This window comes from Vibrio sp. NH-7 (assembly GCF_053643215.1).
This window is the reverse complement of the sequence record NZ_CM132188.1, coordinates 1,096,313-1,121,093: the sequence shown is the minus strand read 5'-3', so window position 1 is coordinate 1,121,093 and position 24,781 is coordinate 1,096,313. Positions and strand designations below refer to the sequence as shown.

32 protein-coding genes and 1 pseudogene are annotated in these 24,781 nt (G+C 41.3%); 27 read left to right on the top strand and 6 right to left on the bottom strand.

The features are described from left to right. The first annotated feature begins 64 nt into the window (after positions 1 to 64). Entirely contained in the window at positions 65 to 319 is a 255-nt protein-coding gene (locus ACUALS_RS19310; protein WP_005526636.1) for a type II toxin-antitoxin system Phd/YefM family antitoxin, read from the top strand. Further along, a complete protein-coding gene (locus ACUALS_RS19305; RefSeq protein ID WP_005464459.1) occupies positions 312 to 581 on the top strand; it encodes a Txe/YoeB family addiction module toxin in 270 nt (89 codons plus the stop codon). Before ACUALS_RS19310 ends, ACUALS_RS19305 begins: the two co-directional genes overlap by 8 nt. A 163-nt stretch (positions 582 to 744) precedes the next feature. Here ACUALS_RS19305 and ACUALS_RS19300 read toward each other — a convergent pair whose 3' ends face one another. Together ACUALS_RS19300 and ACUALS_RS19295 are read right to left on the bottom strand one after the other, a co-directional pair. Continuing rightward, complete coding sequence (locus ACUALS_RS19300) at positions 745 to 1,023, bottom strand: type II toxin-antitoxin system RelE/ParE family toxin (RefSeq protein WP_005398411.1); 279 nt, start codon at positions 1,021 to 1,023, stop codon at positions 745 to 747. Next, positions 1,020 to 1,304, bottom strand: a complete 285-nt coding sequence (locus ACUALS_RS19295) for a type II toxin-antitoxin system TacA family antitoxin (RefSeq protein ID WP_005398409.1) — start codon at positions 1,302 to 1,304, stop codon at positions 1,020 to 1,022. Before ACUALS_RS19295 ends, ACUALS_RS19300 begins: the two co-directional genes overlap by 4 nt. Before the next feature lie 1,215 nt (positions 1,305 to 2,519). Between ACUALS_RS19295 and ACUALS_RS19290 the strand changes: the two genes are divergently transcribed. From ACUALS_RS19290 to ACUALS_RS19240, 11 genes are all read left to right on the top strand, one after another. Next, a complete protein-coding gene (locus tag ACUALS_RS19290; RefSeq protein ID WP_029388633.1) occupies positions 2,520 to 3,050 on the top strand; it encodes a GNAT family N-acetyltransferase in 531 nt (176 codons plus the stop codon). 114 nt (positions 3,051 to 3,164) lie between these two features. Further along, complete coding sequence (locus ACUALS_RS19285; protein ID WP_036829226.1) at positions 3,165 to 3,731, top strand: hypothetical protein; 567 nt, start codon at positions 3,165 to 3,167, stop codon at positions 3,729 to 3,731. Positions 3,732 to 5,019: 1,288 nt separating this feature from the next. Then, positions 5,020 to 5,193, top strand: a complete 174-nt coding sequence (locus ACUALS_RS19280) for a hypothetical protein (protein WP_229611604.1) — start codon at positions 5,020 to 5,022, stop codon at positions 5,191 to 5,193. After that, entirely contained in the window at positions 5,186 to 6,250 is a 1,065-nt protein-coding gene (locus ACUALS_RS19275) for an LPO_1073/Vpar_1526 family protein (RefSeq protein ID WP_454449440.1), read from the top strand. The genes ACUALS_RS19280 and ACUALS_RS19275 overlap by 8 nt, the downstream gene beginning before the upstream one ends. A 140-nt stretch (positions 6,251 to 6,390) precedes the next feature. Continuing rightward, entirely contained in the window at positions 6,391 to 6,696 is a 306-nt protein-coding gene (locus ACUALS_RS19270) for an NIPSNAP family protein (RefSeq protein WP_454449439.1), read from the top strand. 779 nt (positions 6,697 to 7,475) lie between these two features. Continuing rightward, positions 7,476 to 7,670 carry a YodC family protein gene (locus ACUALS_RS19265; protein ID WP_454449438.1) on the top strand — a complete coding sequence of 65 codons (195 nt, stop codon included), beginning with the start codon at positions 7,476 to 7,478 and terminating at the stop codon, positions 7,668 to 7,670. Continuing rightward, positions 7,670 to 7,936 (top strand): DUF6953 family protein, encoded by a 267-nt coding sequence (locus tag ACUALS_RS19260; protein ID WP_454449437.1) that lies wholly within the window; start codon positions 7,670 to 7,672, stop codon positions 7,934 to 7,936. Before ACUALS_RS19265 ends, ACUALS_RS19260 begins: the two co-directional genes overlap by 1 nt. Before the next feature lie 141 nt (positions 7,937 to 8,077). Continuing rightward, positions 8,078 to 8,347, top strand: coding sequence for a hypothetical protein (locus ACUALS_RS19255; RefSeq protein ID WP_454449436.1), 270 nt, complete (start codon positions 8,078 to 8,080; stop codon positions 8,345 to 8,347). Between the two features lie 183 nt (positions 8,348 to 8,530). Next, the gene (locus ACUALS_RS19250; protein WP_454449435.1) at positions 8,531 to 9,100 is read left to right on the top strand and encodes a hypothetical protein; all 570 of its coding nucleotides are present in this window, start codon (positions 8,531 to 8,533) and stop codon (positions 9,098 to 9,100) included. Positions 9,101 to 9,847: 747 nt separating this feature from the next. Next, positions 9,848 to 10,264, top strand: a complete 417-nt coding sequence (locus ACUALS_RS19245) for a DUF6678 family protein (protein WP_025507116.1) — start codon at positions 9,848 to 9,850, stop codon at positions 10,262 to 10,264. 144 nt (positions 10,265 to 10,408) lie between these two features. Continuing rightward, positions 10,409 to 10,774 (top strand): VanZ family protein, encoded by a 366-nt coding sequence (locus ACUALS_RS19240; protein WP_454449434.1) that lies wholly within the window; start codon positions 10,409 to 10,411, stop codon positions 10,772 to 10,774. 171 nt (positions 10,775 to 10,945) lie between these two features. Here ACUALS_RS19240 and ACUALS_RS19235 read toward each other — a convergent pair whose 3' ends face one another. Together ACUALS_RS19235 and ACUALS_RS19230 are read right to left on the bottom strand one after the other, a co-directional pair. Next, positions 10,946 to 12,595 carry a cold-shock protein gene (locus ACUALS_RS19235; protein WP_454449433.1) on the bottom strand — a complete coding sequence of 550 codons (1,650 nt, stop codon included), beginning with the start codon at positions 12,593 to 12,595 and terminating at the stop codon, positions 10,946 to 10,948. Positions 12,596 to 12,893: 298 nt separating this feature from the next. Continuing rightward, positions 12,894 to 13,529, bottom strand: a complete 636-nt coding sequence (locus ACUALS_RS19230) for a hypothetical protein (protein ID WP_454449432.1) — start codon at positions 13,527 to 13,529, stop codon at positions 12,894 to 12,896. 215 nt (positions 13,530 to 13,744) lie between these two features. On the opposite strand from ACUALS_RS19230, the gene ACUALS_RS19225 reads away from it, so the two are divergent. From ACUALS_RS19225 to ACUALS_RS19160, 14 genes and pseudogenes are all read left to right on the top strand, one after another. Beyond that, on the top strand, positions 13,745 to 14,092 hold the full coding sequence (locus ACUALS_RS19225) for a hypothetical protein (protein WP_454449431.1): 348 nt from the start codon (positions 13,745 to 13,747) through the stop codon (positions 14,090 to 14,092). Between the two features lie 135 nt (positions 14,093 to 14,227). Then, positions 14,228 to 14,527, top strand: coding sequence for a hypothetical protein (locus ACUALS_RS19220; protein ID WP_454449430.1), 300 nt, complete (start codon positions 14,228 to 14,230; stop codon positions 14,525 to 14,527). Between the two features lie 154 nt (positions 14,528 to 14,681). Further along, positions 14,682 to 15,110 carry a GNAT family N-acetyltransferase gene (locus tag ACUALS_RS19215; protein WP_454449429.1) on the top strand — a complete coding sequence of 143 codons (429 nt, stop codon included), beginning with the start codon at positions 14,682 to 14,684 and terminating at the stop codon, positions 15,108 to 15,110. Positions 15,111 to 15,318: 208 nt separating this feature from the next. Further along, the gene (locus ACUALS_RS19210; protein WP_454449428.1) at positions 15,319 to 15,627 is read left to right on the top strand and encodes a transposase; all 309 of its coding nucleotides are present in this window, start codon (positions 15,319 to 15,321) and stop codon (positions 15,625 to 15,627) included. Further along, positions 15,624 to 16,475 (top strand): annotated as a pseudogene (locus ACUALS_RS19205) (IS3 family transposase). Before ACUALS_RS19210 ends, ACUALS_RS19205 begins: the two are co-directional and overlap by 4 nt. Before the next feature lie 592 nt (positions 16,476 to 17,067). Beyond that, entirely contained in the window at positions 17,068 to 17,691 is a 624-nt protein-coding gene (locus tag ACUALS_RS19200; RefSeq protein WP_454449427.1) for an HAD family hydrolase, read from the top strand. A gap of 78 nt (positions 17,692 to 17,769) precedes the next feature. Next, positions 17,770 to 18,615 (top strand): NAD-dependent epimerase/dehydratase family protein, encoded by an 846-nt coding sequence (locus ACUALS_RS19195; RefSeq protein ID WP_454449426.1) that lies wholly within the window; start codon positions 17,770 to 17,772, stop codon positions 18,613 to 18,615. Between the two features lie 117 nt (positions 18,616 to 18,732). Further along, complete coding sequence (locus ACUALS_RS19190; RefSeq protein WP_454449425.1) at positions 18,733 to 19,086, top strand: DUF1428 domain-containing protein; 354 nt, start codon at positions 18,733 to 18,735, stop codon at positions 19,084 to 19,086. A gap of 121 nt (positions 19,087 to 19,207) precedes the next feature. Continuing rightward, a complete protein-coding gene (locus ACUALS_RS19185) occupies positions 19,208 to 19,894 on the top strand; it encodes a DUF4336 domain-containing protein (RefSeq protein ID WP_454449424.1) in 687 nt (228 codons plus the stop codon). 101 nt (positions 19,895 to 19,995) lie between these two features. Then, positions 19,996 to 20,373 carry a hypothetical protein gene (locus ACUALS_RS19180; RefSeq protein WP_454449423.1) on the top strand — a complete coding sequence of 126 codons (378 nt, stop codon included), beginning with the start codon at positions 19,996 to 19,998 and terminating at the stop codon, positions 20,371 to 20,373. 24 nt (positions 20,374 to 20,397) lie between these two features. Beyond that, complete coding sequence (locus tag ACUALS_RS19175) at positions 20,398 to 20,862, top strand: hypothetical protein (protein WP_454449422.1); 465 nt, start codon at positions 20,398 to 20,400, stop codon at positions 20,860 to 20,862. A 218-nt stretch (positions 20,863 to 21,080) separates the two neighbouring features. Beyond that, complete coding sequence (locus ACUALS_RS19170; RefSeq protein ID WP_454449421.1) at positions 21,081 to 21,557, top strand: hypothetical protein; 477 nt, start codon at positions 21,081 to 21,083, stop codon at positions 21,555 to 21,557. Between the two features lie 216 nt (positions 21,558 to 21,773). Continuing rightward, on the top strand, positions 21,774 to 21,989 hold the full coding sequence (locus tag ACUALS_RS19165) for a hypothetical protein (RefSeq protein ID WP_005472423.1): 216 nt from the start codon (positions 21,774 to 21,776) through the stop codon (positions 21,987 to 21,989). Between the two features lie 408 nt (positions 21,990 to 22,397). Continuing rightward, complete coding sequence (locus ACUALS_RS19160; RefSeq protein WP_454449420.1) at positions 22,398 to 22,853, top strand: GNAT family N-acetyltransferase; 456 nt, start codon at positions 22,398 to 22,400, stop codon at positions 22,851 to 22,853. A 73-nt stretch (positions 22,854 to 22,926) separates the two neighbouring features. Here ACUALS_RS19160 and yghU read toward each other — a convergent pair whose 3' ends face one another. Next, complete coding sequence (gene yghU, locus ACUALS_RS19155) at positions 22,927 to 23,787, bottom strand: glutathione-dependent disulfide-bond oxidoreductase (RefSeq protein ID WP_454449419.1); 861 nt, start codon at positions 23,785 to 23,787, stop codon at positions 22,927 to 22,929. Positions 23,788 to 23,948: 161 nt separating this feature from the next. Continuing rightward, positions 23,949 to 24,593: an HAD family hydrolase gene (locus ACUALS_RS19150; RefSeq protein WP_038193186.1), complete on the bottom strand. Its 645-nt coding sequence runs from the start codon at positions 24,591 to 24,593 to the stop codon at positions 23,949 to 23,951. Between the last annotated feature and the right edge of the window lie 188 nt (positions 24,594 to 24,781).

Genomic DNA, 24,781 nt, shown 5'->3' with positions numbered 1-24,781 from the left:
TTACTGTACAAATAAAGTGATGAAGGCTATACTTGTGCTATTAAATGTACATGTGGAGGTTCTTATGAGAATCGTATCTTTTACTGAAGCTAGAAATGGTCTTAAAGCTGTTTTGGACGGTGTAGTTAATGACGCTGATACAACAGTTATTACACGTCGTGATTCTGAAGATGCTGTGGTTATGTCTTTAGACTACTACAATAGCCTTATGGAGACCGTTCACTTACTACGCTCTCCTCAAAACGCTGAACACCTAAACCGTTCGATAGCACAGTACCGCGCTGGTAAAACAACAGCACGAGAGTTAATCGATGAGTAGTAGTCAACGTTTACTGTCGTGGACTGATGACGCTTGGGATGACTATCTGTATTGGCAAACTCAAGACAAGAAAACACTCAAGCGCATCAACAAACTCATCAATGATGTTAAGCGCTCCCCATTTGAGGGTATAGGTAAACCAGAGCCGTTAAAAGAGAACTTATCTGGTTTTTGGTCTCGTCGTATTGATGACACTAACAGGCTTGTTTACGCAGTCGATGATCAAGCGATAACGATCATTTCGTGTCGTTACCACTACTAAATCAGGCTCAGCGTTCTGGCATCTAACAAAGCATTTAAGAGTGATTCCCAACGCTTGGCATTTTTCATTCCATCGTTGGGTTTTGTGTTTACGGTGGTGTGGTTGGAGTTCGTGGTGGCGTTGCTCACACCTTAATGCGGCGTTAGTTCCCCAGAGGAAGCAATCAATCCGTAGGGAATTTTTGTTTCTGGTGGAGTACACGCATAACTCGGATGATATCGCCCTCGACCCAGTAAGAGACAATCATCGAAATCTCAGGAATAATGAGTAATCGTCCGCGGATGCCATCTCGTTGTACACCCATTAAAGGTTGTTCAAGCAAGTTTTCTACTTTTGCTTCAATGAGGTTGTCAGTTTTTTCTGCCGCATCAGGGTTGAAGTCATAGAGAAACTCGAAGATCTTTTCACGATCATTAAGTGACTCTTCTTCCCATAAAATCATTGCTTACCTCGATTACGGATTCTGGCTTTGCGCTCTTCCATTCGAGACTTAGCAGTTTGGTGCTCAACGAAAACAGATTTTCCTGAGTCAAACTTCTCAAATGCTAGATTTACTTGTTCAGTTAGCCATGCATCGTGAGATAATGTTTTTCTTTGTTGTTCAGCGAGTTGCTCAGTAAGTTCACGGCAAGCATCACTTAAAGTTCGACCTTGGCTCTCAGCCATTTGTTGAGCAAGGCGTTTTGTTTCTTCATCAACACGAAATTGAATTCTAGTGTCCATGATATATTCCTTTGTTGGTGTGTGTACAAATGTTAGCACTAGGCTTTGAGATGGGCAACTAACAAACAATTTAAGAGTGATTCGGCACGCGTGGCATTTTTACTATGCTTTGGTTTTAGTGATTAAGGTGGTATGCGAGAGCATCGTATTGCGTGCCTCACACCTTAATTGGGCGTTATATTGTTTTTCAAGTTCAGGGATTAAAATGGGTGAGTTATTTAACACTCTGATGGTTTGTGCGGTGTTGGTTTCAATGTTTCCGCTCATAAAATCCAGCAAGAGTTTTTATGATGAATGGAATGAAATGGAGCATGAGCATTGGCGTTCTAGAGGGGCTCCACCGTTCGTAGTGTTCCATTTTGGTATGTTCTTATTTGTCCCGATGCTTTTCGGTAAAGATCTGGATCAACTGAATAATAAGAGGTTGATAAAACTAAGAAATGATCTCAGGTACAGCTTTGCTATTTTTTCGCTACTGTTGTTCGCATCCCAGTTAAATCAATAAATTGGTTTTGGCGGCATCAATATAACAAAGCGTTTAAGGCGGATTCACAACGCTTGGCGATTTTACTTCCAGTTGAATTAAGTGTTTAAGGTACAATGGCTTAGGTTTAGTGGTTGCGTTGTTCACCACTTAACGCGGCGTTAGGCGACGGGCAGGAAGTTCTTTGTTCTCATCTTCTTAGTTCTCTTTGAGCTTTCGTTTTTCTATGTCGGCAATTCAACATTGTCGGCTCAAACCCTTGAATCTCTCTGGCCGTAAAACATGCCAAGGTTTGCGGGTTGCCTCATTGGTTTTCATAGTCGGTTGGTTGTGAATTTCACTGGCTCAAAGTGTGGAAAGGTCAAGTTAATCGAGGTTTTCGTTCTCGCTTTAAATTTGTAGCTTTCCGTTTCGCCTCCTCAAAAGCAACTTTATTGCTGAAAGTCTGTATTTTGTGGTTGTCGAAACTTCGGCTGAAACATAGGGGGCTTTTATGGTTCTTGAATCACAAAAAGACAGTGGGTGTTTGGTTGCTTATTGGGTTTCGGGTAATCTGCTTTCAAAACAACTTAAACACTGGTAGAAAACTTCGCCTAACAAGGCGTTTAAGGCGGATTCACAATTCAGTTCAGGTTAGGTTAAGTGTTTAAGGTACAATGGGTTAGGTTTGGTGGTTAGCGTTGTTCACCACTTAACGCGGCGTTATAAGCCTTAATTGGATACAGGTAAATATGGAAACAGATAGACTTAAACTACTGCCCCCTTCAATGGAATATCAACCTCTGATGCTCGAAGCGATACTGGAAAGCCAAGATGAACTTGGTGCCTATCTTCCTTGGGTTCCATATGCGTTAACAGAAGCTGAATCAATTGAAAACACGCAACAAGCCATCAATAACTTTGAGAATTTTGAAGGTGAGTTACGTTATTCAATCATAGAAAAAAGTACAGGGCGCTTTCTTGGTGCAATAGGGTTAATTATTCGCGATAAATCAGTACCGTTTTTTGAAATTGGTTATTGGATGCGTAGTTCAAGTGTTGGCAATGGTTTCATTTCTGAAGCAGTGAAAGCAATAGAGTCATACGCGTTTAATGAGCTAAACGCTAACCGAGTTGAAATCAAAGCTGCAGAACAGAATTTGAAAAGTCGAATGGTAGCAGAGCGAGGCGGGTATGCTTTTGAAGGAATTTTACGTAACGACCGAAGATTGCCGTCTGGTGAACTGAGTGGTACGGCCGTTTATTCGAAAACAGGCATATAACAAAGCATTTAAGAGTGATTCGCAACGCTTGGCAGTTTCGCTTCGCTCAAGTATAGCCAAGTGCTGCTCACACCTTAATGCGGCGTTAGCATTTACATTAGTTGGAGATGGAAGTTGAGCTTTGAAATAAATAGTTTTTTGTCTGCTTTAATTGGCGGTGGTGCTACTTTAAGTGGTGTTTGGATTGCTAATTGGTTTCAAGAAAAAGCTCGAAATAAGCAGCAGGCTGAATATGTCCAAGGGGTTTTAAATGGTTTGCATGCCGAACTGGAATCGTTGTGGTTAAAATATGACGAACGAATGGGAAGTGAAATTGAACAGCTCAAGGAAGATACTCCTTTGGCTGTCTATTGGCCCATAACTCAAGACTATTTTACGTTTTATTCAGCCAATGCGAATGCTTTAGGGCATGTGCCAGATAAAGAGCTTCGACATAGTATTGTAAATGTTTACGGTGAGCTAAAAAGTCTTGTAGATAGTTACCGCATGAATAATGCACTAGTTGAAAAGTTCGATTTTGCATATGCTCGTTATCAATCAGAGCCAAGTAATGTAAATGAACATGCTCTTGTCAGCGCTCAAAATACGCTCACAGACTACGCCAAATCACTTAAATCATCACATGAATCATGCAAGAAGCAAATAAAACCATTATTAACAGCGCTGCGAAGAAAATGCTAACAAGGCGTTCAAGGCGGATTCACAACGCTTGGCGGCTTTAGTCTAAGTCAGCTTCAGTGTTTAAGGTACAATGGTTTAGGTCGGGTGGTAGCGTTGCTCACCACTTAACGCGGCGTTAGTTTATTGAGGCAAGTATGAAGTTCATCCCGTATCATGACTTTCAATTTGATAGTGCATTATCCAAAGACGAAGTATTAAACAAAATTCAGGATCGTACAGACAAGCCCACAATGCTTCGTAGACGGAAGAGAAAAGAGTTTACTGGCAGTGTATTTAGTAATTCATTTGATATTAGTAAAAATTTGCGCCGTAGGAACTCTTATTCACCAATAATTAAGGGCTGCGTCGAAGATATAGATGCAGGGGCGAGAATAACTATTTTAATGAGAATGCACCCGCTTATCATAGTCCTCACGCTCTTCTGGTTAGTTTTTATTGGCGCCTCGAGTGTTGTTATGCTCTATCGTGCTGAGAATATTGAATTACCATTATTTATACCAATTATAATGTTTTTCTGTGGTCTAGTTTTTCCCCCTGTAAGTTTTTGGAGTGAAGTCAGAAGGCAAGAAACGAGAATTAGGGAGTTATTATCAACAAACTAACAAGGCGTTTAAGGCGGATTCACAACGCTTGGCGATTTTAGTTCAAGTTAGGTTAAGTGTATAAGGTACAATGGTTTAGGTTCGGTGGTAGGCGTTGTTCACCACTTAACACGGCGTTATGCTTTTTCTTAAACTTGTAAGTATAAACACTTTACGTATTTAACAAATATCACCGGTATCTGCCCTAGCATCTATTCCAGAAAAATTAGGTTCTTATCTCTTAATAGACTCTAACTTCTCTGAAAACCATTGCAGCTCACCAAAAAATTGCGTTCTGTCTTATCTAACTTGTCAGTGTTTTGATAGAGTTATGATTCGATATGCAAGGAGGGATTTAGATGGGAACTATAATAAGCTTGGTCATTTTAGCTGCGTTAGATTGGTATCTTGTTCGTAAAACAGGACTTCATATCCATCAACTCATTTCCAAAAAGTATGCCGAGCATTCAAGTGGCAAAGAACATAATAAATAAGACCTCTTTATAGGCATAGTCTAACTGGATGAAGCGTTGGAACGTCACTGTGCCTACTGATAGAACAAGCATAACAAACTGTTCAAGAGGGATTCGCAACGCGTGGCATTTTCACTATGTGTTGGTTTTGGTGTTTAAGGTGGTATGCGGCAGCTTCAGTATTGCGTTGCTCACCCCTTAACAGGGCGTTATACACATTAATTGAGGTTAAGTATGCAGTGGATAGTAGATAACAAAGAATGGTTCTTTAGTGGAGCTGGTATCTTCATTTTGACTGTTATTTTTGGTTTGTTTTCGAAGTCTACCGTAATGACTCAAAAATCAGGTAGTAAATCGAAAAACATACAAGCAAAAAGAGATATACATATAGGTAAACTTGATGATTAATGATAAACATCTTGAGCAAATATCCGGTAATAACTCAGAAAATTATCAGGCTGAAAAAATCGTTGTACACAAGCAAGGGTTAAGTTACTCAGACTGTAAAGAGGTGGCACTTGATGTATATAAATCAAACTATCTCCAGCTATCAAGTGACGCTGCCGCATTGGCATATCAGCGAGCCGAGCATTTGCTAGATCAACTTTTAATCAAGTTAAAAGAAAATCAGCAAGAAAGCCTAGCGGCTTTCCAAGACCCAGGAATGCAAACGGCAATATATGATGCTCAAAAAGCAATCGTTAGATCTGGTGATGAAGATCTTGAAGCTGTTTTAGTAGACCTATTACAAGAAAGGTTTAACTCTGAAGAGAGAGATCTCAAACAGATCATTTTGGATCAGGCTTTAAATGTAGCTTCTATGCTTACATCTCAACAAATGGATATTCTGTCTTTAGTCTTCATTTTTACACAAACTAAACGAAATGGTTTGGGGACTCTGGAGGAATTTTATCAATATCTGGAATCTACTATCGCTCCACTTACTACTGACCTAACAGGCAGCGAATTATGTTACCAGCACTTAAAGTTTTCTGGGTGCTGTTCACTATATGAAACAAGTACAATTAAACCAATTGAGGAGTTAATTCGAAGTTCATATCCTGCATTTTTTTCTAAGGGCTTTGAGTTGAGTGATATCAGCCTAGAAGAAGCCAGAGTGGAAAAGGTTAAACCTTTATTTTTACAATGCTTTCATTATCCAAACTTGCTTCAGTTCAATGCTCTTAACGCGGATGAATTGAAAACAAAGTGTACGGAGGTTGGGTTAAACGAAGATGAAATACGCATTATAGTGCAATTGTTCAATTCAACTACTATGAGTACGCAAGAGATCAAACAGCATCTATCTGATAAGTTTGACTATATGGAAGAGTTGCTGTCTAAATGGGGTGCAACAAGCCTAAACAAAGTATCAATGAGTACAGTAGGTATTGCTATAGCACAAATTAACTATCGAATTAAGACTGGAAACTCTCTTGATATAGGTGTTTGGCTCGAACCGTAATGTGTATAACAAAGCATTTAAGAGTGATTCGCAACGCTTGGCAGTTTCGCTTCGCTCAAGTATAGCCAAGCGCTGCTCACACCTTAATGCGGCGTTATGCGTAGCCCACAAAATCAAGCAATTAGAAGGAATTAATGCTCATGATTACTTGCTATGTCAGGTATGTAATAGACCCTAAAAAGGTTAAAGAGTTCGAAGAATACGCGAAAACGTGGATTCCATTGGTTGAAAGGTTTGGTGGTCAGCACAATGGCTATTTTCTTCCATCTGAAGGTGCGAACAATATTGCTCTCGCTCTATTCACGTTTGAAAGTTTATCGGCTTATGAAGAGTACCGAGTTAAATCTCTAAAAGATCCAGAATGTATTAAAGCATTCGAATTTGCAGACAAGGTGGATTGTATCATCAGTTATGAACGTAGCTTTTTTAGACCAGTGCTAAGCTGAGAAACTACACATAACAAAGCGTTTAAGGCAGATTCGCAACGCTCGGCATTTTCGGTTTGCTTTGAATTTAGTGTTTACGGCACAATGGTTTAGGTAGGGCGGTTTGCGTTTCTCACTACTTAACGCAGCGTTAGGCGACGGGCAGGAAAGTTCTTTGTTCTCATCTTCTTAGTTCCATTTAGCAGTTCGTCTTTCTATTTCGGCAACTTAGCATTGTCGGCTCAAATTCTTGAATATCTCCAACCGTAACACATGCCAAAATTCGTGGGCTGCCTCATTGGTTTTTAGTGTCGGTTGGTGGCAAGTTTCACTGGCTTAAAGTGCGGCAAAGGCAAGTCAATCGTAGCTTTCGTTTTTGCTATTAGCTCGTAGCTATTAGTTTCTCAGGTTCAAAAGCTACTTAGTCGCTGCAAATTCGCATTTCGTGGTTGTTGAAACCTTGGCTGAAACATAGTGGCTCTTATGGTTCTTGAATCACAAAAAGTGAGTGGGTGTTTGGTTGGTTATAGGGTTTCGGGTAATCTGCTTTCAAAACAACTTAAACACTGGAGGAAAACTTCGCCTAACAAGGCGTTTAAGGCGGATTCACAACGCTTGGCGTTCTTAGTTTAAATTGAATTTAGTGTTTAAGGTACAATGGCTTAGGTTTGGTGGTTTGCGTTGTTCACCACTTAACGCGGCGTTAGGCTTCAAAATTTCGATTGTGCATCTATTGTCTTTTTACATTCAATTCCCATATAAATATTGTTGTTATTAATAATGTTGCATTTGAGGTAAATATGAACGAAGACAATATGTACGAAGTCGGCAAAATTGTAACTTTGAAATCCGGTGGTCCAACAATGACTATTAAATCAGAAGAGCGTGATTACCATGAGAGCTGGAAAGGCACATATGAGTGTCAATGGTTTGCAGGTAAGAAGCTTGAGCGTGGGGTTTTCCCTCATGACTCTTTAGTTGTTGTAGAAGACTAATGGATATCCAATCTGTTGCCCTTTGGATGCAAAGCATACTGGATATAGATGGTTGTTTATATCAGGATGATGTAGTTGATTTTTTGGTGAAAAACCAGAAAGAAGAACTACTTAGAGAAAATGCTGACGGCAACTTAGTTGTTGGGCGTCCAGTACTAAACGCATTCAAAAAATTAAATGAAAGCTCTGTTGTTTGGGTAAAGCCAGATAAATATTGGCGCTTTAGAGTACCTGAAGACGAAGATGGGCGTGATGCAAGGGGCTAAAGCCTAACAATCTGTTTAAGAGTGATTCGCAACGCTTGGCATTTTTGCTATGCGTTGCGTTTAGTGTTTAAGGTGGTATGCGGTGGCTTTGGTATTGCGTTGCTCACACCTTAACAGGGCGTTATAAGCCATGGAGGGAAAATGGAATTTTACAATTGGATTATAGTTCTTTTAGGATTTAGCTTTATTAACTTATGCGGTTCTGTCTATGTCGCAACGAGGAGTGAATTAAACTCATTTCAAAAAGTAGCGCAAATCACAATTATTTGGCTAATCCCTGTTATCGCAGCAATTGGGCTATATGTATTTCATCGTTCGCAAAGCGTATCGCATGGTCCATCGAAAGAATTCGGTGGTGGGGTAAATCCAAATATAAAAATCAAAACAACTGGTGAACGAGACGAGCCTTAAGTCATTGGGAAAAGGCATATAACAAGGCGTTTAAGGCGGATTCTCAACGCTTGGCGGTTTTCGTTTGAATCAGCTTTAGTGTTTACAGCACAATGCTTTAGGTACGGAGGCATGCGTTGCTCACCACTTAACGCGGCGTTAGCGTAATTAGTCAGAAATTAAATAAATTATAGGAATGAGCTTTTGGAAAACTTAGGTCAAGAGTTGTATGAAGAGTATGCGTTGATTAGTAAGAAGTATCTTAAAAAATGGTGGCATCAGATGCCGAGTTTTTTAAAGAGAACTTTCGGCAACGGAGAGCATTATTCTCAGTTACTTAAAAAGGAACAAGTGATAGTCCATGATGCAAAGTTATTTGCTGCCTCAAAGCTTGAAGCTGGGGGAGGGCTAAACAAAGAGTATATTAGCGAAATCATAGTTGCTTATAAAAACACTAGGGAGAGATTAGTTAGTCGGTCAAACTATTTAACGTTGTTAGCAGCTAGTTTTGGTTTGATTTCAGCCGTTACAGGAATGTCGCTAAAGTTGGAGGTTGTTTCAGGCATCTTTTCTAGTTTGGTTACTTTGGCATTGTTCATTCCGCTATTTTTACTTTTAGTTGAACGGAGTAAATTGAATGAACATGCAGCACAGACTCAAGAGTTAGCCAATATACTTGAACTGGTTAAAAACGATCTTGATTCAGACCCAAATAAAGAGGCTGAACAACGCGAAGAGGTAGAGTTACACGAAGAGGTGCTCGTTTATAATTAAGCTAACAAACAATTTAAGAGTGATTCAGCACGCTTGGCATTTTTAGCTTAGGTGTAGCCCTGTGTTTACGGTGTTCTAGTTGAGTATCATGGTAGCGTGCTTCACACCTTAATTGGGCGTTATACGAATGCGAGCGGACGCAAGTGTCAGGCAGAGCTCCAAGTATGCTCATTCAAATAAGTATCTGATCCTCAATCCAAGATAAATATTTTTAGGTTCTGGAGCATTTGGTGCTAAAAGATAGGTGACAATAATTATGTGGTATCTGTTTAAAGATTATGTGGACACGCCAAATCATATAGAGTGTTTGATCTTTGGAGTGTCAATGATAGCTTCCTACATTGTGGCTTGTGTGTCCTGTAAATCTCGCAATATGTTAGGGTATGAAGTGCGGGTTATTGCTACAGCAGCAGGTCTTATGGTGGCAGCGCTAGTTGGGGGAGTTAAATTTACTTTCGTGTCAACTTTACTGGTATCGATGCTTTTCACATGGTTGATGGTGAGAAAAGGACATGCATTGGGTTAGGGGTAGTCATTGCCTTCAAGGGAAATAGCCAGATTCCTAAACTTTAATTTAATCCAATGATTCAATCGGGAAAATTCGTATAACAAAGCGTTTAAGACGGATTCCCAACGCTTAGTATTTTCGGTTTGATTCAGCTTTAGTGTTTACGGCACAATGATTTAGGTTTAGTGGTCTACGTTGCTCACCACTTAACGCGGCGTTATACGTTTGGAGATTTTGATATGCCAGCAAGAATGGATGAATACCTAGATAAGGTTATTAAAAATCGATTTTCAGTGTCACTAATGTCAAATGCTAAATGGCGTAAAGTGTTTACGGTATTGGATGTGCCAGAATTGATGTTGAACCAGTGTTACTGGAAGTTTGTTGATAACGATTATGAGTTTTTAGGTTGGTTTACCAAATCAGATGAGTTAATGGAAAAGTATGTGGGTGACTATGGCTCAGGTCCTTTCGCCTACAAGCGAATTGAGTGGTTAGAAATCCCCAAAGTAGGTAAGCCTAGTGGGTATGAAAATGTGCCCTTTAAACATTGGCACCAAGATATAGATGGAGCATTGAGTATCTTAAACTCGGTTGGGCACTTCGATATTGAGCTCACAGATAGAGGGTTGCGTATCTACGGTTTCAGAGAGTAAACGTATAACAATCTGTTTAAGAGTGATTCGCAACGCGTGGCATTTTTACTATGCGTTGCGTTTGGTGTTTAAGGTGGTATGCGGAAGCATCGTTATTGCGTTGCTCACACCTTAACAGGGCGTTATAGCGATTCGGAGAATATCTTGAAATTTTTGTTAAACGTAGTTCAACTTCATTGGTTGCTATTGACCGCTTTAATAGTTACGGCAATTACTGTTTTGTCTCTATATCCGCTGGATAATCTTCCTTCCGTTCCAGGGACAGATAAAACTCACCATTTTATTGCTTATGGGGCTTTGGCATTTCCAGTAGCGTTAGCGAGACCTGAAAAGTGGTTGTTATTTATCCTAGGTTTCTTAGTTTATAGTGGAGTTATTGAATTAGTTCAGCCATATGTAAATCGTTATGGTGAGTGGCTCGACTTAGGTGCAAATGGTTTAGGGCTATTTGTAGGTATTTTAATTGCTTCTTTTGTTCGGTCGATTTTCCTGAAAGAAAAATCGCTATAACAAGGCGTTTAAGGCAGATTCCCAACGCTTGACGTTTTGTATTCTAAGTTGGGTTAAGTGTTTACAGTGTAATGGTCTAGGTTAGGTGGTAAGCGTTGCTCACTACTTAACGCGGCGTTATACACTAGGCACTAGGGCGATTTGCTACTTCAAATCGCCCTGAATTATTTGCTACAGTATTTGTAGTGCTTTGAATAACCCTCGATGAACTACAATATTCTCTCTAAAATTCAGTCTAGCCTCTTTGTTCTTGTACCTGAAGAAATCAACTTCAGGCCTTGGTTGGTTACCAATAACTGAGAAATGAAACAACAAGCGCAATACAGTATCGGGATCGTTTCTAGTAACTCTTCCACTCTTATGGTATTCCATGTATATGGATTTGAACTCCTCAATAGTAAAAACTTGCTTCCGTATTTCAGAGATGATTCCAAAAATTTCTGCTATATCTGGTAGTATCCCATGAATTTCATCTTCTAGTTCATTTTTTAAATAATTTGAGAAGGCTTTGTCAACCTTCTTTATATATTGCGGGTGAATTATTTTATCATCGTTTTCAAGCACTTCATTTGCTAATTCTTGAAGATAATGAACGTAGTCTCTAGGCCTAAGATGGGTGCTTCTTGTGATAAAGTCAAAGCTATCTATCTGCTTTTTCTGTTGCGAACCTACTCGTATTTTTTGAGTAGAGAATATAGCATTCCATGCTTGGCCAAAATTTAACTCCAAATCAGAAGAAAAACATTTACTAATCCTAAAGGCCAGTAATTTTTTGATTTTATCTCTACTCCAGTCGATATCTATTCGAAAATCATTCCACTTATTTTTATCTGGATCATCTATTAGGTCGTATATGTCATCTCGAAGGAATATAACTGGTTTTATCTTTTTGTTTGTTCCTTGGAAAATATACTTAATATCCTGAACCGCCTTAAATAGGCTAGTTAGAAGCGAGATGTAGTTTTGATCCTGTCCTTTATTTACGACATCTTTGTAGTCTTCATCAAGTTCATCAAAAACCACTATATAATCAGAATCATCAGCGTAATCGATCACTATATCTTCTAGTATAGATAGCCTTTCAAGCCAATGTTGCTCTTTTTTCTCCTGCAACCCAATTTTTCCCCCAGTTCCAAGAACTTGCAAAGAAAAATCCCTTGTTGTCCATTTCTTAATGTTTTCTTCTAGTCGATCTTTCACTGGTTTGATATTAAACAACTTTGATAACGATTTTCGTATGGAAGCATCAACTTCTTCATTCTTAATCATCATCTTGCATATTGAGCAATATATTAGATATTTCCAAATTGATATATACTGATTTGGAAGTGTGTAGTCTTGATTGTCCAACGAATATAGGTAGTTGAATGGTACGTTTTTAAAGGTTAGTTTCTGTGTGTAAATATTGTCGTTTTCTTGAGAACAAATATACTCAGAAATTGCTGTCTTTCCTGACCCTTTTCTACCAATAACAAAAGATTTTTCGCCAGACATTATGTCGCTGACTTCATTGGAATAGTAAAAATACCGATTGGAGGAATCTAGTTTGGCTTCTAGTTTCCATCCCTTAATATTTTTCAAGGCAGTCCGCTTACTTTCATCACTAAGAGAATTGTCAAGCTTTGGGAAGTTGATTTTTTTTGCTTGCAAACCTTTCGGACTGCTAGTTGTTTCAAAGTATAAATCAGTCCCAACAGTTACTTTATCAACATTTTTCTCTTCGATGTCGGATATATGAAAAAAAATATCTTGCCCATTGTCATCTTTTACAAAACCAAACCCTTTTGCATGATCGAACATTTTTACTTTTCCAGAATTCATTCCTTGCCCCTCTGTTTGTCATCAACAAAAGGTATACAATGCAATGGACTTATTTTTCTTGCGGTGCATCTTGTTGCTCTAGATTACTTGGATTTGTAACAAATAATGTGATTAGAGACGCACTGTGTGCCAATGTATAACAAGCAATTTAAGAGTGATTCAGCACGCTTGGGATCTTCAGTTTAGGTTGAGCTCAGTATTTACGGATGTCAAATTGAGTATTGTGGTAGCGTGCTTCACACCTTAATTGGGCGTTAGGCATATGGGGCAGCAAATGTTACCCCTAAGTATGCTTTTCTCAGTTTATTCGCAAAATAAAGCCGAGTATCAATATATCAATGATAATTGTTGCAGTAGCAAAAATTACGTTTTGGTCGTTTTTTAGTTCTTTGAAGGTTACAACTACTTGAAAAACTGCGAGTCCAACAGAAAGAGTTGCAATAAGTTTAGCTATATACCCAGAATATTCCTTTAGTCCGTATACAACTAAAATGAAGCCTACAGCTAATAAGAAAAGAGTAAATTTTTGTTTTCCGCTTAACGACTTTTCATCCCCTCCTTTGGTGCTGTATGCAATCCATAGAATAGAAGTTAAAAGAGCTACTACAGATAGCAGGGCATTTTGGAGAGAAGTATACTCATTAATATGTTGCGTATAACCTTTGGCTTCAATCGGGTAAGAGAAAGCAATCAACACTATCAGTGAAGTAGCGAGGCAAGCAGCAACGACATTGTTCCGTTTTTCTATAAGGCTCTGATAGCTTGATAATGCAATTATAGCTAATAGTGCTACGCCTCCTACATAGTCGCGCACAGATATATCTTGACTATCGATTTTAAAAAGCTGAAAAACTCCAAATGCGAGAACACACATAGCAGAGAAAAGTACTAAAAACTTTATTGTTTCGTTTTTTATGTCCATTTTTTCTGACATTGTAACATACTGTTAAGTTTATGATTTTTATCATTCTACTTATTTAGTGGTAAGTTGTATATGCCTAACAAACTGTTCAAGAAGGATTCGCAACGCGTGGCATTTTCACTATGCGTTGGTTTTAGTGTTTAAGGTGGTATGCGGCGACTTCGGTATTGCGTTGCTCACCCCTTAACAGGGCGTTATGCGCCAAAATAGAAATGGAGACAACAATTATGGATGATTTAGTAAGCTCATTACAAAGTGATGGTTTTAATGCCAAGGTTAAAAATGGGAAAATTGTAGTTAGGCTCGAAGGACTTTCAAATGTTGTATCAGTAAGCAAGGATATAGCTGCCGATGAGTACAAAATTAAAACAAATGATACGGCTTTATCGATATTGGCCAGTTTATGTCTACTGTTTGGCTTGTATGGCATCAATCAAGCTGATGGTGGTAGTTTTTTAGACTTTTCCCTAGTAACAATTTCTGTGCTGAGTTTCGTCATAGTTATACTCACAGAGCTTAAAGTGACCGAATTACGCACTGTTATAGATAGGCTAACCCGCGGAGCAAGCGCATAACAAACAATTTAAGAGGGATTCCCCACGCTTGGCATTTTTGGTTCGGGTCAAGTTTAGTGATTACTGCGTCCAAATTTAGTATCGTGGTAGCGTGGCTCACCCCTTAATTGGGCGTTAGAGCGCAGGAGAAAAATAATGAATATGACGGAGATAATTGAATACGTTTCATATCTTATCGCTGGCATTATTATCGCTCCCTTCGGCTTTATGTTGTTTAAAGAATTCATCGGTAAAGATCGCAAGACGGTCACAGATGAAGTCAAATCTACGGTAGGAGACGAATCGAGAAAGTTTCTGGGCGGTAGATATGGTGATGCAGTTGTAGGTCAGTTTGTCGAGTTTAAACTGATAATAACGATAGGTTTGCCAGTAGTTCTATTTCTAGGGATCTCTTCCTTGGTAAATTCTCTTTTGAAAGTTCTGTTCAACCTGTGAGTTGCGCTCTAACAATCTGTTCAAGAGGGATTCGCAACGCGTGGCATTTTCACTATGCGTTGATTTTAGTGATTAAGGTGGTGTGCGGTGGCTTCGGTATTGCGTTGCTCACCCCTTAACAGGGCGTTATACGCTTTTGAGGAAATAATCCAATATGAACAAGGTAGTATTCAGAAATTGCGATGAAAATAGTGAGTATTGGGTTGCTCTAGAGAAGCTGTTTCAAACGGAATGGCCTGACTTTCTATTCGTAGATACCTATAAACCAGAAGCTAACCTTCCACCTGTGATTGTTGCTCTCAGAGAGAACCAAATTATTGGTGGTCTCGCTTATTCGCGCTTTAAAGAACCTCATGGTGACTTAGAAGTTATTTGGTTTAATGCTGTTTATGTTTCACCAGAGTGGCGCGGTCAAGGTATTGCTAGTGAACTGATTAACCGAGGTGTTAGCCAAGTATCAGCAGCAACTCAAAGTAACCTGTATGCTTACACAAATGTACCATCGTTGTACGAGTCATTAGGTGGGTTGGCGGTTGATATTGAAAGTGAGCCAAATCATAAGGTGATGACAGTTCCGTTGTAGTGTCAGCGCGCGTATAACAAGCAATTTAAGAGGGATTCACAACGCTTGGCATTTTTGCTTCTACTTCAAATATAGTGTTTTTGGCACAATGCTTTAGGTTGGGTGGAGGCGTTGTTCACCCCTTAATTGGGCGTTATGCCTCCGAGTACCCCCACGTTTAGTAGACACTTTACTGAGTTAGATCTAGGGTCTAATTGAGAGGTGATTTATGGCTAAACATCGTAATCCAGCGTACACCGAAGAGTTCCGAAAAGAAGCAGTCCGCTTGGCCAGTCTTCTTGGCCGAACAGCCGTCTCCGTTGCCAAGGAGCTGGGCATCAGTGCCCAGCAGATCCGGAACTGGAAGCGCCAGTTCACACGCCTATCTGATAAACAGTTTAACACCTTAGATGGTGTCGATTATTCGAAGAAAGAGTCCGAAGAGCTTCGAGTGCTAAGGCGCGAGAACAAGCGACTCAAAGATGAAATGGAATTCCTAAAAAAGGTCTCGGCGTACTTCGCGAAGCAGCAAGAGTGAAGTACGAGTTCATTGAAAGCTATGTCGGCGAGTACTCCATCAGCTTAATGTGCCGTACGTTAGAGGTGAGTCGAGGCGGTTACCATAAGTGGTGTCATCATACGCCGACTGAGCGTTCAAAGCGGCGGGAGCGCTTTGAACGGCTTGTCATGTGTACCTTTGCTCAATACCGGGCACGTTACGGCTCAGTGCGAATAGCCGAAGAGCTTAACGAAGCAGGCTATGCCTGCTGCGTGAATTATGTGGCTGATATCATGAAGGAAAAAGGTATTAGGGCACGTAATGGTAAAGGGTTTAAATACAACAAGGATGTGGCTGCGATGACGAATGTTGCTGACAACTTACTGCGAAGAGACTTTGAGTCTGAGACGCCAAATCAGAAGTGGGTCACGGACATCACGTATATCTGGGTGAAAAGTCGTTGGCTCTTCTTGGCGACAGTGATGGACTTGCACTCGAGACGCATCGTGGGTTGGTCGCTAGGGGCAACAATGACCGTCGAGCTCATCACCAATGCTCTAAAAAAGGCGTTTGAGTCACGCAAGCCGCCTAAGGGCGTCATTATCCACTCAGACCGTGGTGTACAATACAGAGCATATAAATATCAAGACTTCATGCGCAAGCATGGAGGTGTACCGAGCATGAGTCGACAGGGTAACTGTTAGGATAATGCGGTGATGGAGTCGTTCTACAGTCGACTGAAAGTCGAACTGATATATGCAGAAGACTATCAAACTGTCGAAGAAGCCCGAATGGGCATCTTCGAATACATCGAGGTATTTTACAATCGCAGAAGAAGACACTCAGCGTTGGGGCACGTCAGCCCAGTTGAGTACGAGAGTATGTAGTTATGTACTGTCTACTTTTTGTGGGGTACACCAGCGACGGGCAGGAAAGTTCTTTGTACTCATCTTCTTAGTTCTCTTTGAGCATTCGTTTTTCTATGTCGGCAACTTAACATTGTCGGCTCAAATTCTTGAGTCTCGCCAGCCGTAAAACATTCCAGTATTCGTTGGTTACCTCATTGGTTTTCACAGTTGGTTGTGAATTTCACTGGCTCAAAGTGTGGAAAGGGCAAGTTAATCGTAGCTTTCGTTTTTGCTATTAGCTCGTAGCTGTTAGTTTCTCAGGTTCAAATACTACTTAGTCGCTGCAAATTCGCATTTCGTGCCCGTTAGAACCTTGGCTCAAACATAGCGGCTTTTATGGTTCTTGTATCACAAAAAGCCAGTGGGTGTTTGGTTGCTTATTTGGTTTCGGGTAATCTGCTTTCAAAACAACTTAAACACTGGCGGGAAACTTCAAATACATCGAGGTATTTTACAATCGTAGAATTGTAGGACGAATTTGTGAACGTTAAAGATTCCTTTCGGCATGTAATACTGGATGAATTTATCGTTTTAAGTGTTTATCGTGAAGTGAGGCTGAAAGGAGAGGGTAATGACAGCGAGTAAGATAAAAAATATTGTGTTTGATATCGGCAACGTTGTGGTGCGGTGGTCTCCGCTAGAAATAGTTAGGCTCACCTGTGGAAATATTGATTCGTTGGAAGAGAAAGCGAGGCTGATATTTCAATCGCCGACGTGGTTAGACTTAAATAAAGGCGTATTAACTGAGAGTGAGGCAAAGGCGCAGTATCAAGCATTATTGGGTTTTACAGACTTAGAGTGTGAGAGATTGTTCTATTATGTGAAGCGAACGCAAATACTGATTCATGGTTCTGTTGAGCTGATTCAATGTTGTAAATCCGCAGGTTACCGTGTGTTTGCTTTGACTGATAATGTCCACGAAATTGTTGCTCACCTCAAAGAAACGTACGATTTTTGGCCACTGTTTGATGGCGCTATCGTTTCAGCGGATTTTGGCTTATTAAAGCCTCAGCCTGAGATTTATCGGTCGCTGCTCTCTCACTATGATTTAGAAGCTTCTGAAACGGTGTTTATTGACGATATGGCACACAACGTTGAAGGAGCAGAGTCCGTTGGCATTCAGGGAATTCAGTTCGAAAATGCGCATCAATGTGAGCTGGCACTAATTTCAAAAGGTGTTGAATTGTCACTGTAATTAGCATGTCATTTATACAGAGATTTGGGATTCGACGCGTAATCTTGTATTAACAATCATCTATACAGGCGGTAAGCCATGGAAGAGGCAAATAGAACCAAGAGCGTACTCATCGCTGGGGCAACGGGCTATATTGGTCGTCACGTCTGCAAGAACTTTCTTGACAGCGGCTACAATGTGTTCATTTACACTCGAAGCGGTCAGATCGCTTGTAACGTAAGTGGTAGGGAAGTAAATGCGTCTGAGCTTGTCAGTTATTTTGATGTCGTAGTCAATTGCGCACGTCCACATTGGTTAGAGTTTTCGCCAGAAGACATTGCACAGATAGAGTTCAAACTATTACAAACGTTGGACACGTTTGCTGCGAATAACGCGACAAAAATTCATACCTCAGGCGTCTGGCTGTTTGGCCACGCAACAAGCGATGACCTACTGCACTTTCGGTTACAGCCACTCAAGGTAGTGGAACCGGACGTCCGAACGATAAACGATGCCATCCAAAAACAATGGCACATCGTTTACTGCCCGAGCCTAGTTTATGGTGGTGAAAACTGTCAACTGCAACGTATTGTGCAATCATGGGCTAACCAATCCATACAGGTTGCAATTCCCTCAGAGGGCCACAATCAATATATCCACGTCGACGACGTTGCACGATTCTATTTGTTGCTTGCTCAACAACAGACGACTGCAAGACAACATTTTATTGCTGAGCCGAAAGGTTACTCTCCAAAAGAGTTCGCCAATCTTCTATTGAGATTTCAAGCAATACGAAGTGTTGAAGAGGTCAGTTGGGCGAAGTTTGAAATCAACAATGGATCCTCGGCGTTAGAAATCGAAAAACTTAACCTTAATGTGCCCATCAGCTCATTGTTTCAAGCTCAACAGTCGATTGGTCACTATCTTGAAAGGCGAATCATATAAAAGCTACTTGCCAAGTATTTTGCAAAACTGACCCGTGTGATATAGGGCGCTAACTGATATACACGGCATCGTAAGGTTGGGCTATGGTTATATTTCATAATCTAGGAGAAATTAATCATGTCTTATGTCGATGGATTTATTGCGGCGGTGCCGAAGGGAAACAAGCAAAAATACATAGCGCATGCCGAGATCGCTGCACAAATGTTCAAGGAGTACGGAGCGCTGCAAGTGGTTGAAGCGTGGGAAGATGACGTGCCTGAGGGTGAAGTAACGTCTTTTCCTATGGCGGTTGACCGAAAACCCGATGAAGTCGTTGTCTTCTCATGGGTTATCTGGCCATCACGAAGTCGACGAGACGAAGCATGGGAGAGGATCACCAAAGACCCAAGAATAAGTCCAGAACACAACCCCATGCCTTTTGATGGAAAACGTATTATCTATGGCGGTTTTACAATCATCGTTGAAAGCTGAACATGCGTCATCTTGGAGTTTAAATGAGCGAAGTTTTGATAGTGGGAGTAATACTCCCACGTTTGAGTGGTCTGCAAAACTCGATTTCAGGTCACAAACTAGGGTTAAAGCAGGCACATGAATGAAACAATTAGCTGAGAACATTTGGATATATGACGGCACGACCGTGTCTTTTTTGGGTTTTCCTTTCAAAACAAGGATGACCGTTATTCGTTTGGCAACTGGCGAGCTCTGGATCCATAGTCCGATCAAAATGTCACCAGCGTTAAGCGAGCAAATAGGGCAACTTGGAGAAGTAAAGTATCTGATTGCGCCCAACCATTTACATCATCTCTTTATCTCTGACTGGTTGAGTGCTTACCCTCAAGCGTTGTTATTTGGAACCGATGAGGTCATAAAAAAGCGCTCAGATCTTACCTTCGAAGGATCGCTGAACTCTTCGACAGAAGCGCTTTGGGCAGGGGAAATTGAACAAGAGTTGTTTTCTGGATCGCCTGTTATGGAAGAGTGCGTGTTTTTCCATGTCACTTCGAGAACCTTGATTGTCACGGACTTGGTTGAAAATTTCTCAGGAGAGGATTTTAACTATTGGCAGAGACTGGTTGCGCGAGGTGTCGGCATATTGGCTCCAAACGGAAAAACGCCCTTAGACTGGCGTTTGAGTTTTATGTTTGGGAAAGAAGGCGCTCGCCTCCATCTTGAACGCCTGCTTGCGTGGAAGCCCCAAACTCTAGTCATGTCACATGGTGAAATAGTAAAACAAAACGTTGGGCAGTTTTTAAATCGATCATTTGACTGGCTTATCTAAATCATCACAAAAGGTTAAAACGTAAGCGCCTGTAAGCCTATCCCACCTCCGTGGCTGTTCGATTATATAATCCCGGCATCAGTTAAATCGGGTGCACAACGATGCATGAAACTCACTTTTTGAATATTGACCTAGATATCGAGTCTTCTCGAGATATTCGACCTCTCGTGGAACATTGGGGAGATCAAGTGATGGTGTTTCGTGTGGAGAAGGTTGCCGATATGTGGTTTGGCAGTTTCGAAACCTGTGAAACCTCTGAGGACGCGATAGTCAATCAATACTACCAGCTCGTTAATCGCTTACCTCAGCACTTAAGAAAGCTATGGGATAGTGCGAGCAAACGTGTGTTTGATGTTGGTTTTGAAGCTGCAGGTAGCACGAAGGCTTTTCAATCGAGTCTTACGCAAGAGTCTGTAACAAAGCTTGCTGAAATCGGCGGTGCGATAACCATATCAATTTACTCCAATGACGATGTGTAAACGATCTATTCAACGAGGAGCGCTATGTTAAAGCGATTGCTATTCTTAGTTTTATTATGTTCATCAACGTTATATGCGGCTGAGTTTGAAGGCTGCTACCTCGTCAAAGATGATATTGCCAGTGCAGTCACTGGTGAAACTGAAGAAAGAACCTCATACATGCACGTTACTCGAGTGGCAGAAGATTACTTCGTTGAAGGGACACTTTTTGGTGCCAACTTCCATGTGTGCTCGGTAGGCTCAACATCGGAAGACGTTGCTGGCCCGCTCAAAATGACACGTGAGGGGGACGTGCTTGTCTACCGAGAAAGTGATGAAGAATATGATTTCTCTTGTGAGCTGAGCGTCTCGCGTAAAGGGAACATGCTCGTCTTCAAAGACGAGGGAGGACAGTGCTCTGGTGGCGTATTTTTCTGTGGCGCTCGAATCGGCTTGAATGGCATTGAGATCCCGAAGGTTGACGGCGAGTGCCCAACCGAAAACCAATGAGTATTTGATTGTCTACTGCAATTGAACGCTTCGTGGCCTCCTTCATTACGTAATTTTTATTTTTCCCATAAAGGCATTGTGGCGCCTAAGCAAGTGCGCAATTAGGGCGGCAATGAACGTTAGTTATTAGGTAAATGATGAACTTTTTTAAAACTATTTCCGTTACACTTTCTGCAGTACTTCTTTTTGGTTGTGCGTTACCGGCACAGGTAAAAAACATGAAAGTAGATGGTGCGGTGAATCACCAATATGATGAGAACCTAACGAAATCTGTTTCGATAGATAAGGTTTCAGGGGGGAAATGGACCAATCCGTTGCTGCAATCAGAAATTGGTAACGATGATTTTTCTACCGCATTAAAATCCTCGCTACAGTCTCAGCAGCTATTGGCTGAGACAGAAAACTCAGTCTACGCGCTGTCTGCTGACATGGTTGAAGTCGATCAGCCACTCGCTGGGCTAGACATGACAGTTACGTCATCCATTCAATACCGCTTGATTGAAAAGAGCACCGGCAAAATCCTATTTAATGAGCTCATTACCGCTGCATTTACAGCATCAACTGACGATGCCTTTGACGGTATGCAGCGTTTAAAAATTGCCAATGAAGGTTCAGCGAAGGCCAATATTGCTCAGTTTTTGTCGCAGCTTTCTCGGCTTGATGTCGCCAATGCGTCTATCGAACTTCCCCAATAAAAATCTGACACTTTGTTGATTATTACTTAGGTGAGACGTTGCTGTTCTCATCTAAGTGACCGATTTACTACATTCCACATACCAATTATTTGCACTGACTCGCATTAGCTCTCCGTTTCAGGAAAGATAGTAAAGATAACCTCCCTTCAACTGCCTTCACGTTTATTCTTCCATTATGATTGGTGAATTGTTAGTCACCGAATAACTTCTATTGTCATGGCATCACTGAAAAGACTGATTATTGAGTTCCTAAAATATTACCTCGCTGCGGTAGTAGTGATCGGCATTAAAGGGGAGCTGTTTAATATTGCACTTAGGGTTTGGTCTAATAACCAGATGACGTTTTATCAAGATGGGTTATGGCAGATAACATTGTTCTTGGCCTTGGTTTTTTCGCTGCATACGATGGTGATGAAATATTGCCCAGAGTAGTCAGTCTTCCCACTCCGTTAAATAACCAGTTCGAACAACAATATTTACTTATGTTTGAGAATAAGTGATTCTACACGGAAATATTACAACACTGTTGGAGAAGAACTGGTGCAGTTCGAACTAGGATCCGTATTTCGCTTTTTGTCTTGGCTCTTTTTTACCCTCATCATCGATGGAACAATTAAAACCACAGGCCGTATAGTCTGTGCTGTATTTACAAAAAATAAAGGACTAAGTGATAACTTGCTGATTGTCATAGGGGGCCTTTTCTGTATGTTAGTATTGGTTTTAATCGTGCAAGCGAACCAGTTTATCGCTGTCGATGTGTGCTTAGATGCGGGTGGTTCTTACGATTATGATGCAAAGGTTTGTATCAAGTAGACTTAAAAAATTAAAAGGGCAGAGAATATGGAAATTCGAATTGATGACTTGAGTGGTGGTGAAGTGTTACAACTTTTGCAGGAGCACCTACAAGATATGTACGCAACGTCACCACCAGAAAGTGTTCATGCATTGGATGTAGATGCGCTTAAAGCGCCTGAAATTACCTTTTATAGTGGGTGGTCCGGTGAAAAACTGCTCGGTTGTGTTGCGATAAAATCACTCAGCGACCAACACGTTGAACTTAAATCGATGAGAACATCGAGCAACGCCCGAAATCAAGGCGTTGCCTCTGGCTTACTGGAACATGTGATACAGCAAGCGGGCGCGAAGGGATACAAGACCATCAGTTTAGAAACGGGTTCGCAGGCATTCTTTCAACCGGCTCGATCTCTGTATGAGAAATATGGATTTGAGTATTGCGGACCGTTTGGGGGGTATAAGGAAGATCCTCACAGTCGATTTATGACTCGCCCTCTATGATGCTTAAAGCGTCAATTATTGATGGTGCCATCTATGTTTGCGGCTTAGTGAGTCACTAAGCCGCTATTTCGTTTTACTCTGGTTTTAGGGCAAGTACTTTGTCAATGTCGGCAGCGCTGTTGCGTTGCGGTACTTGTTCCCATGCTTCACCCCACGAACGGTTGACTACTCGGCCTCGCTGGACGGCTTCACGCTGTTCGATCTCTTTTGCCCAGCGTAAAACGTTGGTGTAGCCCTCAGCTTGCAAGAACTCTACAGCATCGTAGGCATGACCAAGTACAACGTTTCCGTACCACGGCCATGTTGCAATATCCGCAATGGTGTATTCGTCACCCGCAAGGTAGCGCGTTTTAGCGAGCTGTTTGTCAAGCACATCCAGTTGACGCTTTGCTTCCATGGTGAAGCGGTTGATTGGGTATTCAAACTTTTCTGGGGCGTAGACATAGAAGTGACCGAAACCGCCACCAAGATAAGGCGCAGAGCCTTGTAACCAAAATAGCCAGTTTAGCGCTCGGGTTCTTGCAGCGATCTCTTTTGGTAAAAAGTGACCAAATTTCTCTGCCAAGTAGAGCAAGATGTTACCCGATTCAAAGACGTTAATTGGCTCGTCACCTGAACGGTCCACCATAGCTGGGATCTTTGAGTTGGGGTTAATCGAAACAAAATCGGAACCAAACTGATCGCCATCGCCAATCTTGATTATATAAGCGTCGTACTCAGCTTGTGTCACGCCAAGTGCCAGCAGTTCCTCAAGCATGATCGTTACTTTCTGACCATTAGGAGTCGCGAGCGAGTAGAGTTGAATCGGGTTATCGCCCACAGGCAATGTCTGTTTGTGACGGGCTCCAGAGTCTGGACGGTTAATACTGGCCCATTGGCCGCCGCTTTCGTCGTCCATAGTCCAAACTTTTGGTGGTTGATACTGAGTTGTCATTGTTATTCCTTATCCAAAATTGATATCCGGCAATTACTATCATTGGGCTAAAAATAACAAATAAAAAGAGTGACACAGAGAAACTGATAGATCGGAAAGTTATTGAAAAGCGTTTGGAAGAATAATGAGGCGCTCTCAAGTTTGTTGGAGCGCCTTTGGGGTTACTTTTTCAGTTCGGTTAATGCATCGTGCAGGCTATTTACAATTTGGTGCCCGAGCGCTCGAACTTCGTCACATGGTTCAACTAAATCTGGAATCTGAAACGTAGTCATATTGGCAGACACCGCGCTGCGAACGCCATTGTTTGAATCTTCAAACGCCACACACTGATTTGCCTCAATGCCTAAACGCTTGGCGGCAAGAAGATAGATCTCAGGATCGGGTTTGCCGTGAGTCACTTCACAGCCACAGGTGAGGCTTTTAAAGTACTTGTCCAATCCTGCAAGGCGCAGTTTGGCTTCGGCGACCTCTTTGTGAGTTGAGGTTGCGACTGCGGTGGGAATATTGTTTGCTTTTAACCATTCGAGTAGCTCGATCACGCCATCTTTAACTGGAATGGCCTGATGTTTAACAATGGCATCGTAGTTTACTCGCCATTCTGCGTGGAGAGCATCGTAATCTTCGCCATACGCATCGCGGAATATCTTCTCGATACCGGCAGAGTTGCGGCCAATAATGGACAGGTAGACGGCTTCGTGAAACGGCAGTTGTAAAGTCTCGCATGCTTGTTTGAATACACGCATACAGACACGCTCTGTATCGAGCAGGAGACCATCCATATCGAAGATAGCGGCTTGAAATTTCATGGGATTACTTACTACAAACTAACAAATTGATGGTCGAGTGTGGCATATTTTGTTTTGCTGGAAAAGCCGATTTATTGCGTTCAATCATTATGAAAGAGGATTGAATGATAAGAGGTTCCTATAGAGTATCAGGGACTTAACGATAAGTAGTTAATTTGATAGACGTTGTTTAGTACACTGGCGTAACA

Excerpts from the sequence above, each read along its gene's own strand:
- ACUALS_RS19255 (WP_454449436.1), top strand. The coding sequence starts at position 8,078 with ATGGAATTTTACAATTGGATTATAGTTCTTTTAGGATTTAGCTTTATT.
- ACUALS_RS19190 (WP_454449425.1), top strand. The coding sequence starts at position 18,733 with ATGTCTTATGTCGATGGATTTATTGCGGCGGTGCCGAAGGGAAACAAG.
- ACUALS_RS19165 (WP_005472423.1), top strand. The coding sequence starts at position 21,774 with ATGGCATCACTGAAAAGACTGATTATTGAGTTCCTAAAATATTACCTC.
- ACUALS_RS19245 (WP_025507116.1), top strand. The coding sequence starts at position 9,848 with ATGCCAGCAAGAATGGATGAATACCTAGATAAGGTTATTAAAAATCGA.
- ACUALS_RS19225 (WP_454449431.1), top strand. The coding sequence starts at position 13,745 with ATGGATGATTTAGTAAGCTCATTACAAAGTGATGGTTTTAATGCCAAG.
- ACUALS_RS19200 (WP_454449427.1), top strand. The coding sequence starts at position 17,068 with ATGACAGCGAGTAAGATAAAAAATATTGTGTTTGATATCGGCAACGTT.
- ACUALS_RS19175 (WP_454449422.1), top strand. The coding sequence starts at position 20,398 with ATGTTAAAGCGATTGCTATTCTTAGTTTTATTATGTTCATCAACGTTA.
- ACUALS_RS19260 (WP_454449437.1), top strand. The coding sequence starts at position 7,670 with ATGGATATCCAATCTGTTGCCCTTTGGATGCAAAGCATACTGGATATA.
- yghU (WP_454449419.1), bottom strand. The coding sequence starts at position 23,787 with ATGACAACTCAGTATCAACCACCAAAAGTTTGGACTATGGACGACGAA.
- ACUALS_RS19300 (WP_005398411.1), bottom strand. The coding sequence starts at position 1,023 with ATGATTTTATGGGAAGAAGAGTCACTTAATGATCGTGAAAAGATCTTC.
- ACUALS_RS19150 (WP_038193186.1), bottom strand. The coding sequence starts at position 24,593 with ATGAAATTTCAAGCCGCTATCTTCGATATGGATGGTCTCCTGCTCGAT.
- ACUALS_RS19210 (WP_454449428.1), top strand. The coding sequence starts at position 15,319 with ATGGCTAAACATCGTAATCCAGCGTACACCGAAGAGTTCCGAAAAGAA.
- ACUALS_RS19280 (WP_229611604.1), top strand. The coding sequence starts at position 5,020 with ATGCAGTGGATAGTAGATAACAAAGAATGGTTCTTTAGTGGAGCTGGT.
- ACUALS_RS19185 (WP_454449424.1), top strand. The coding sequence starts at position 19,208 with ATGAAACAATTAGCTGAGAACATTTGGATATATGACGGCACGACCGTG.
- ACUALS_RS19220 (WP_454449430.1), top strand. The coding sequence starts at position 14,228 with ATGAATATGACGGAGATAATTGAATACGTTTCATATCTTATCGCTGGC.
- ACUALS_RS19230 (WP_454449432.1), bottom strand. The coding sequence starts at position 13,529 with ATGTCAGAAAAAATGGACATAAAAAACGAAACAATAAAGTTTTTAGTA.
- ACUALS_RS19310 (WP_005526636.1), top strand. The coding sequence starts at position 65 with ATGAGAATCGTATCTTTTACTGAAGCTAGAAATGGTCTTAAAGCTGTT.
- ACUALS_RS19265 (WP_454449438.1), top strand. The coding sequence starts at position 7,476 with ATGAACGAAGACAATATGTACGAAGTCGGCAAAATTGTAACTTTGAAA.
- ACUALS_RS19215 (WP_454449429.1), top strand. The coding sequence starts at position 14,682 with ATGAACAAGGTAGTATTCAGAAATTGCGATGAAAATAGTGAGTATTGG.
- ACUALS_RS19290 (WP_029388633.1), top strand. The coding sequence starts at position 2,520 with ATGGAAACAGATAGACTTAAACTACTGCCCCCTTCAATGGAATATCAA.
- ACUALS_RS19275 (WP_454449440.1), top strand. The coding sequence starts at position 5,186 with ATGATTAATGATAAACATCTTGAGCAAATATCCGGTAATAACTCAGAA.
- ACUALS_RS19180 (WP_454449423.1), top strand. The coding sequence starts at position 19,996 with ATGCATGAAACTCACTTTTTGAATATTGACCTAGATATCGAGTCTTCT.
- ACUALS_RS19195 (WP_454449426.1), top strand. The coding sequence starts at position 17,770 with ATGGAAGAGGCAAATAGAACCAAGAGCGTACTCATCGCTGGGGCAACG.
- ACUALS_RS19305 (WP_005464459.1), top strand. The coding sequence starts at position 312 with ATGAGTAGTAGTCAACGTTTACTGTCGTGGACTGATGACGCTTGGGAT.
- ACUALS_RS19270 (WP_454449439.1), top strand. The coding sequence starts at position 6,391 with ATGATTACTTGCTATGTCAGGTATGTAATAGACCCTAAAAAGGTTAAA.
- ACUALS_RS19170 (WP_454449421.1), top strand. The coding sequence starts at position 21,081 with ATGAAAGTAGATGGTGCGGTGAATCACCAATATGATGAGAACCTAACG.
- ACUALS_RS19295 (WP_005398409.1), bottom strand. The coding sequence starts at position 1,304 with ATGGACACTAGAATTCAATTTCGTGTTGATGAAGAAACAAAACGCCTT.
- ACUALS_RS19160 (WP_454449420.1), top strand. The coding sequence starts at position 22,398 with ATGGAAATTCGAATTGATGACTTGAGTGGTGGTGAAGTGTTACAACTT.
- ACUALS_RS19235 (WP_454449433.1), bottom strand. The coding sequence starts at position 12,595 with ATGAATTCTGGAAAAGTAAAAATGTTCGATCATGCAAAAGGGTTTGGT.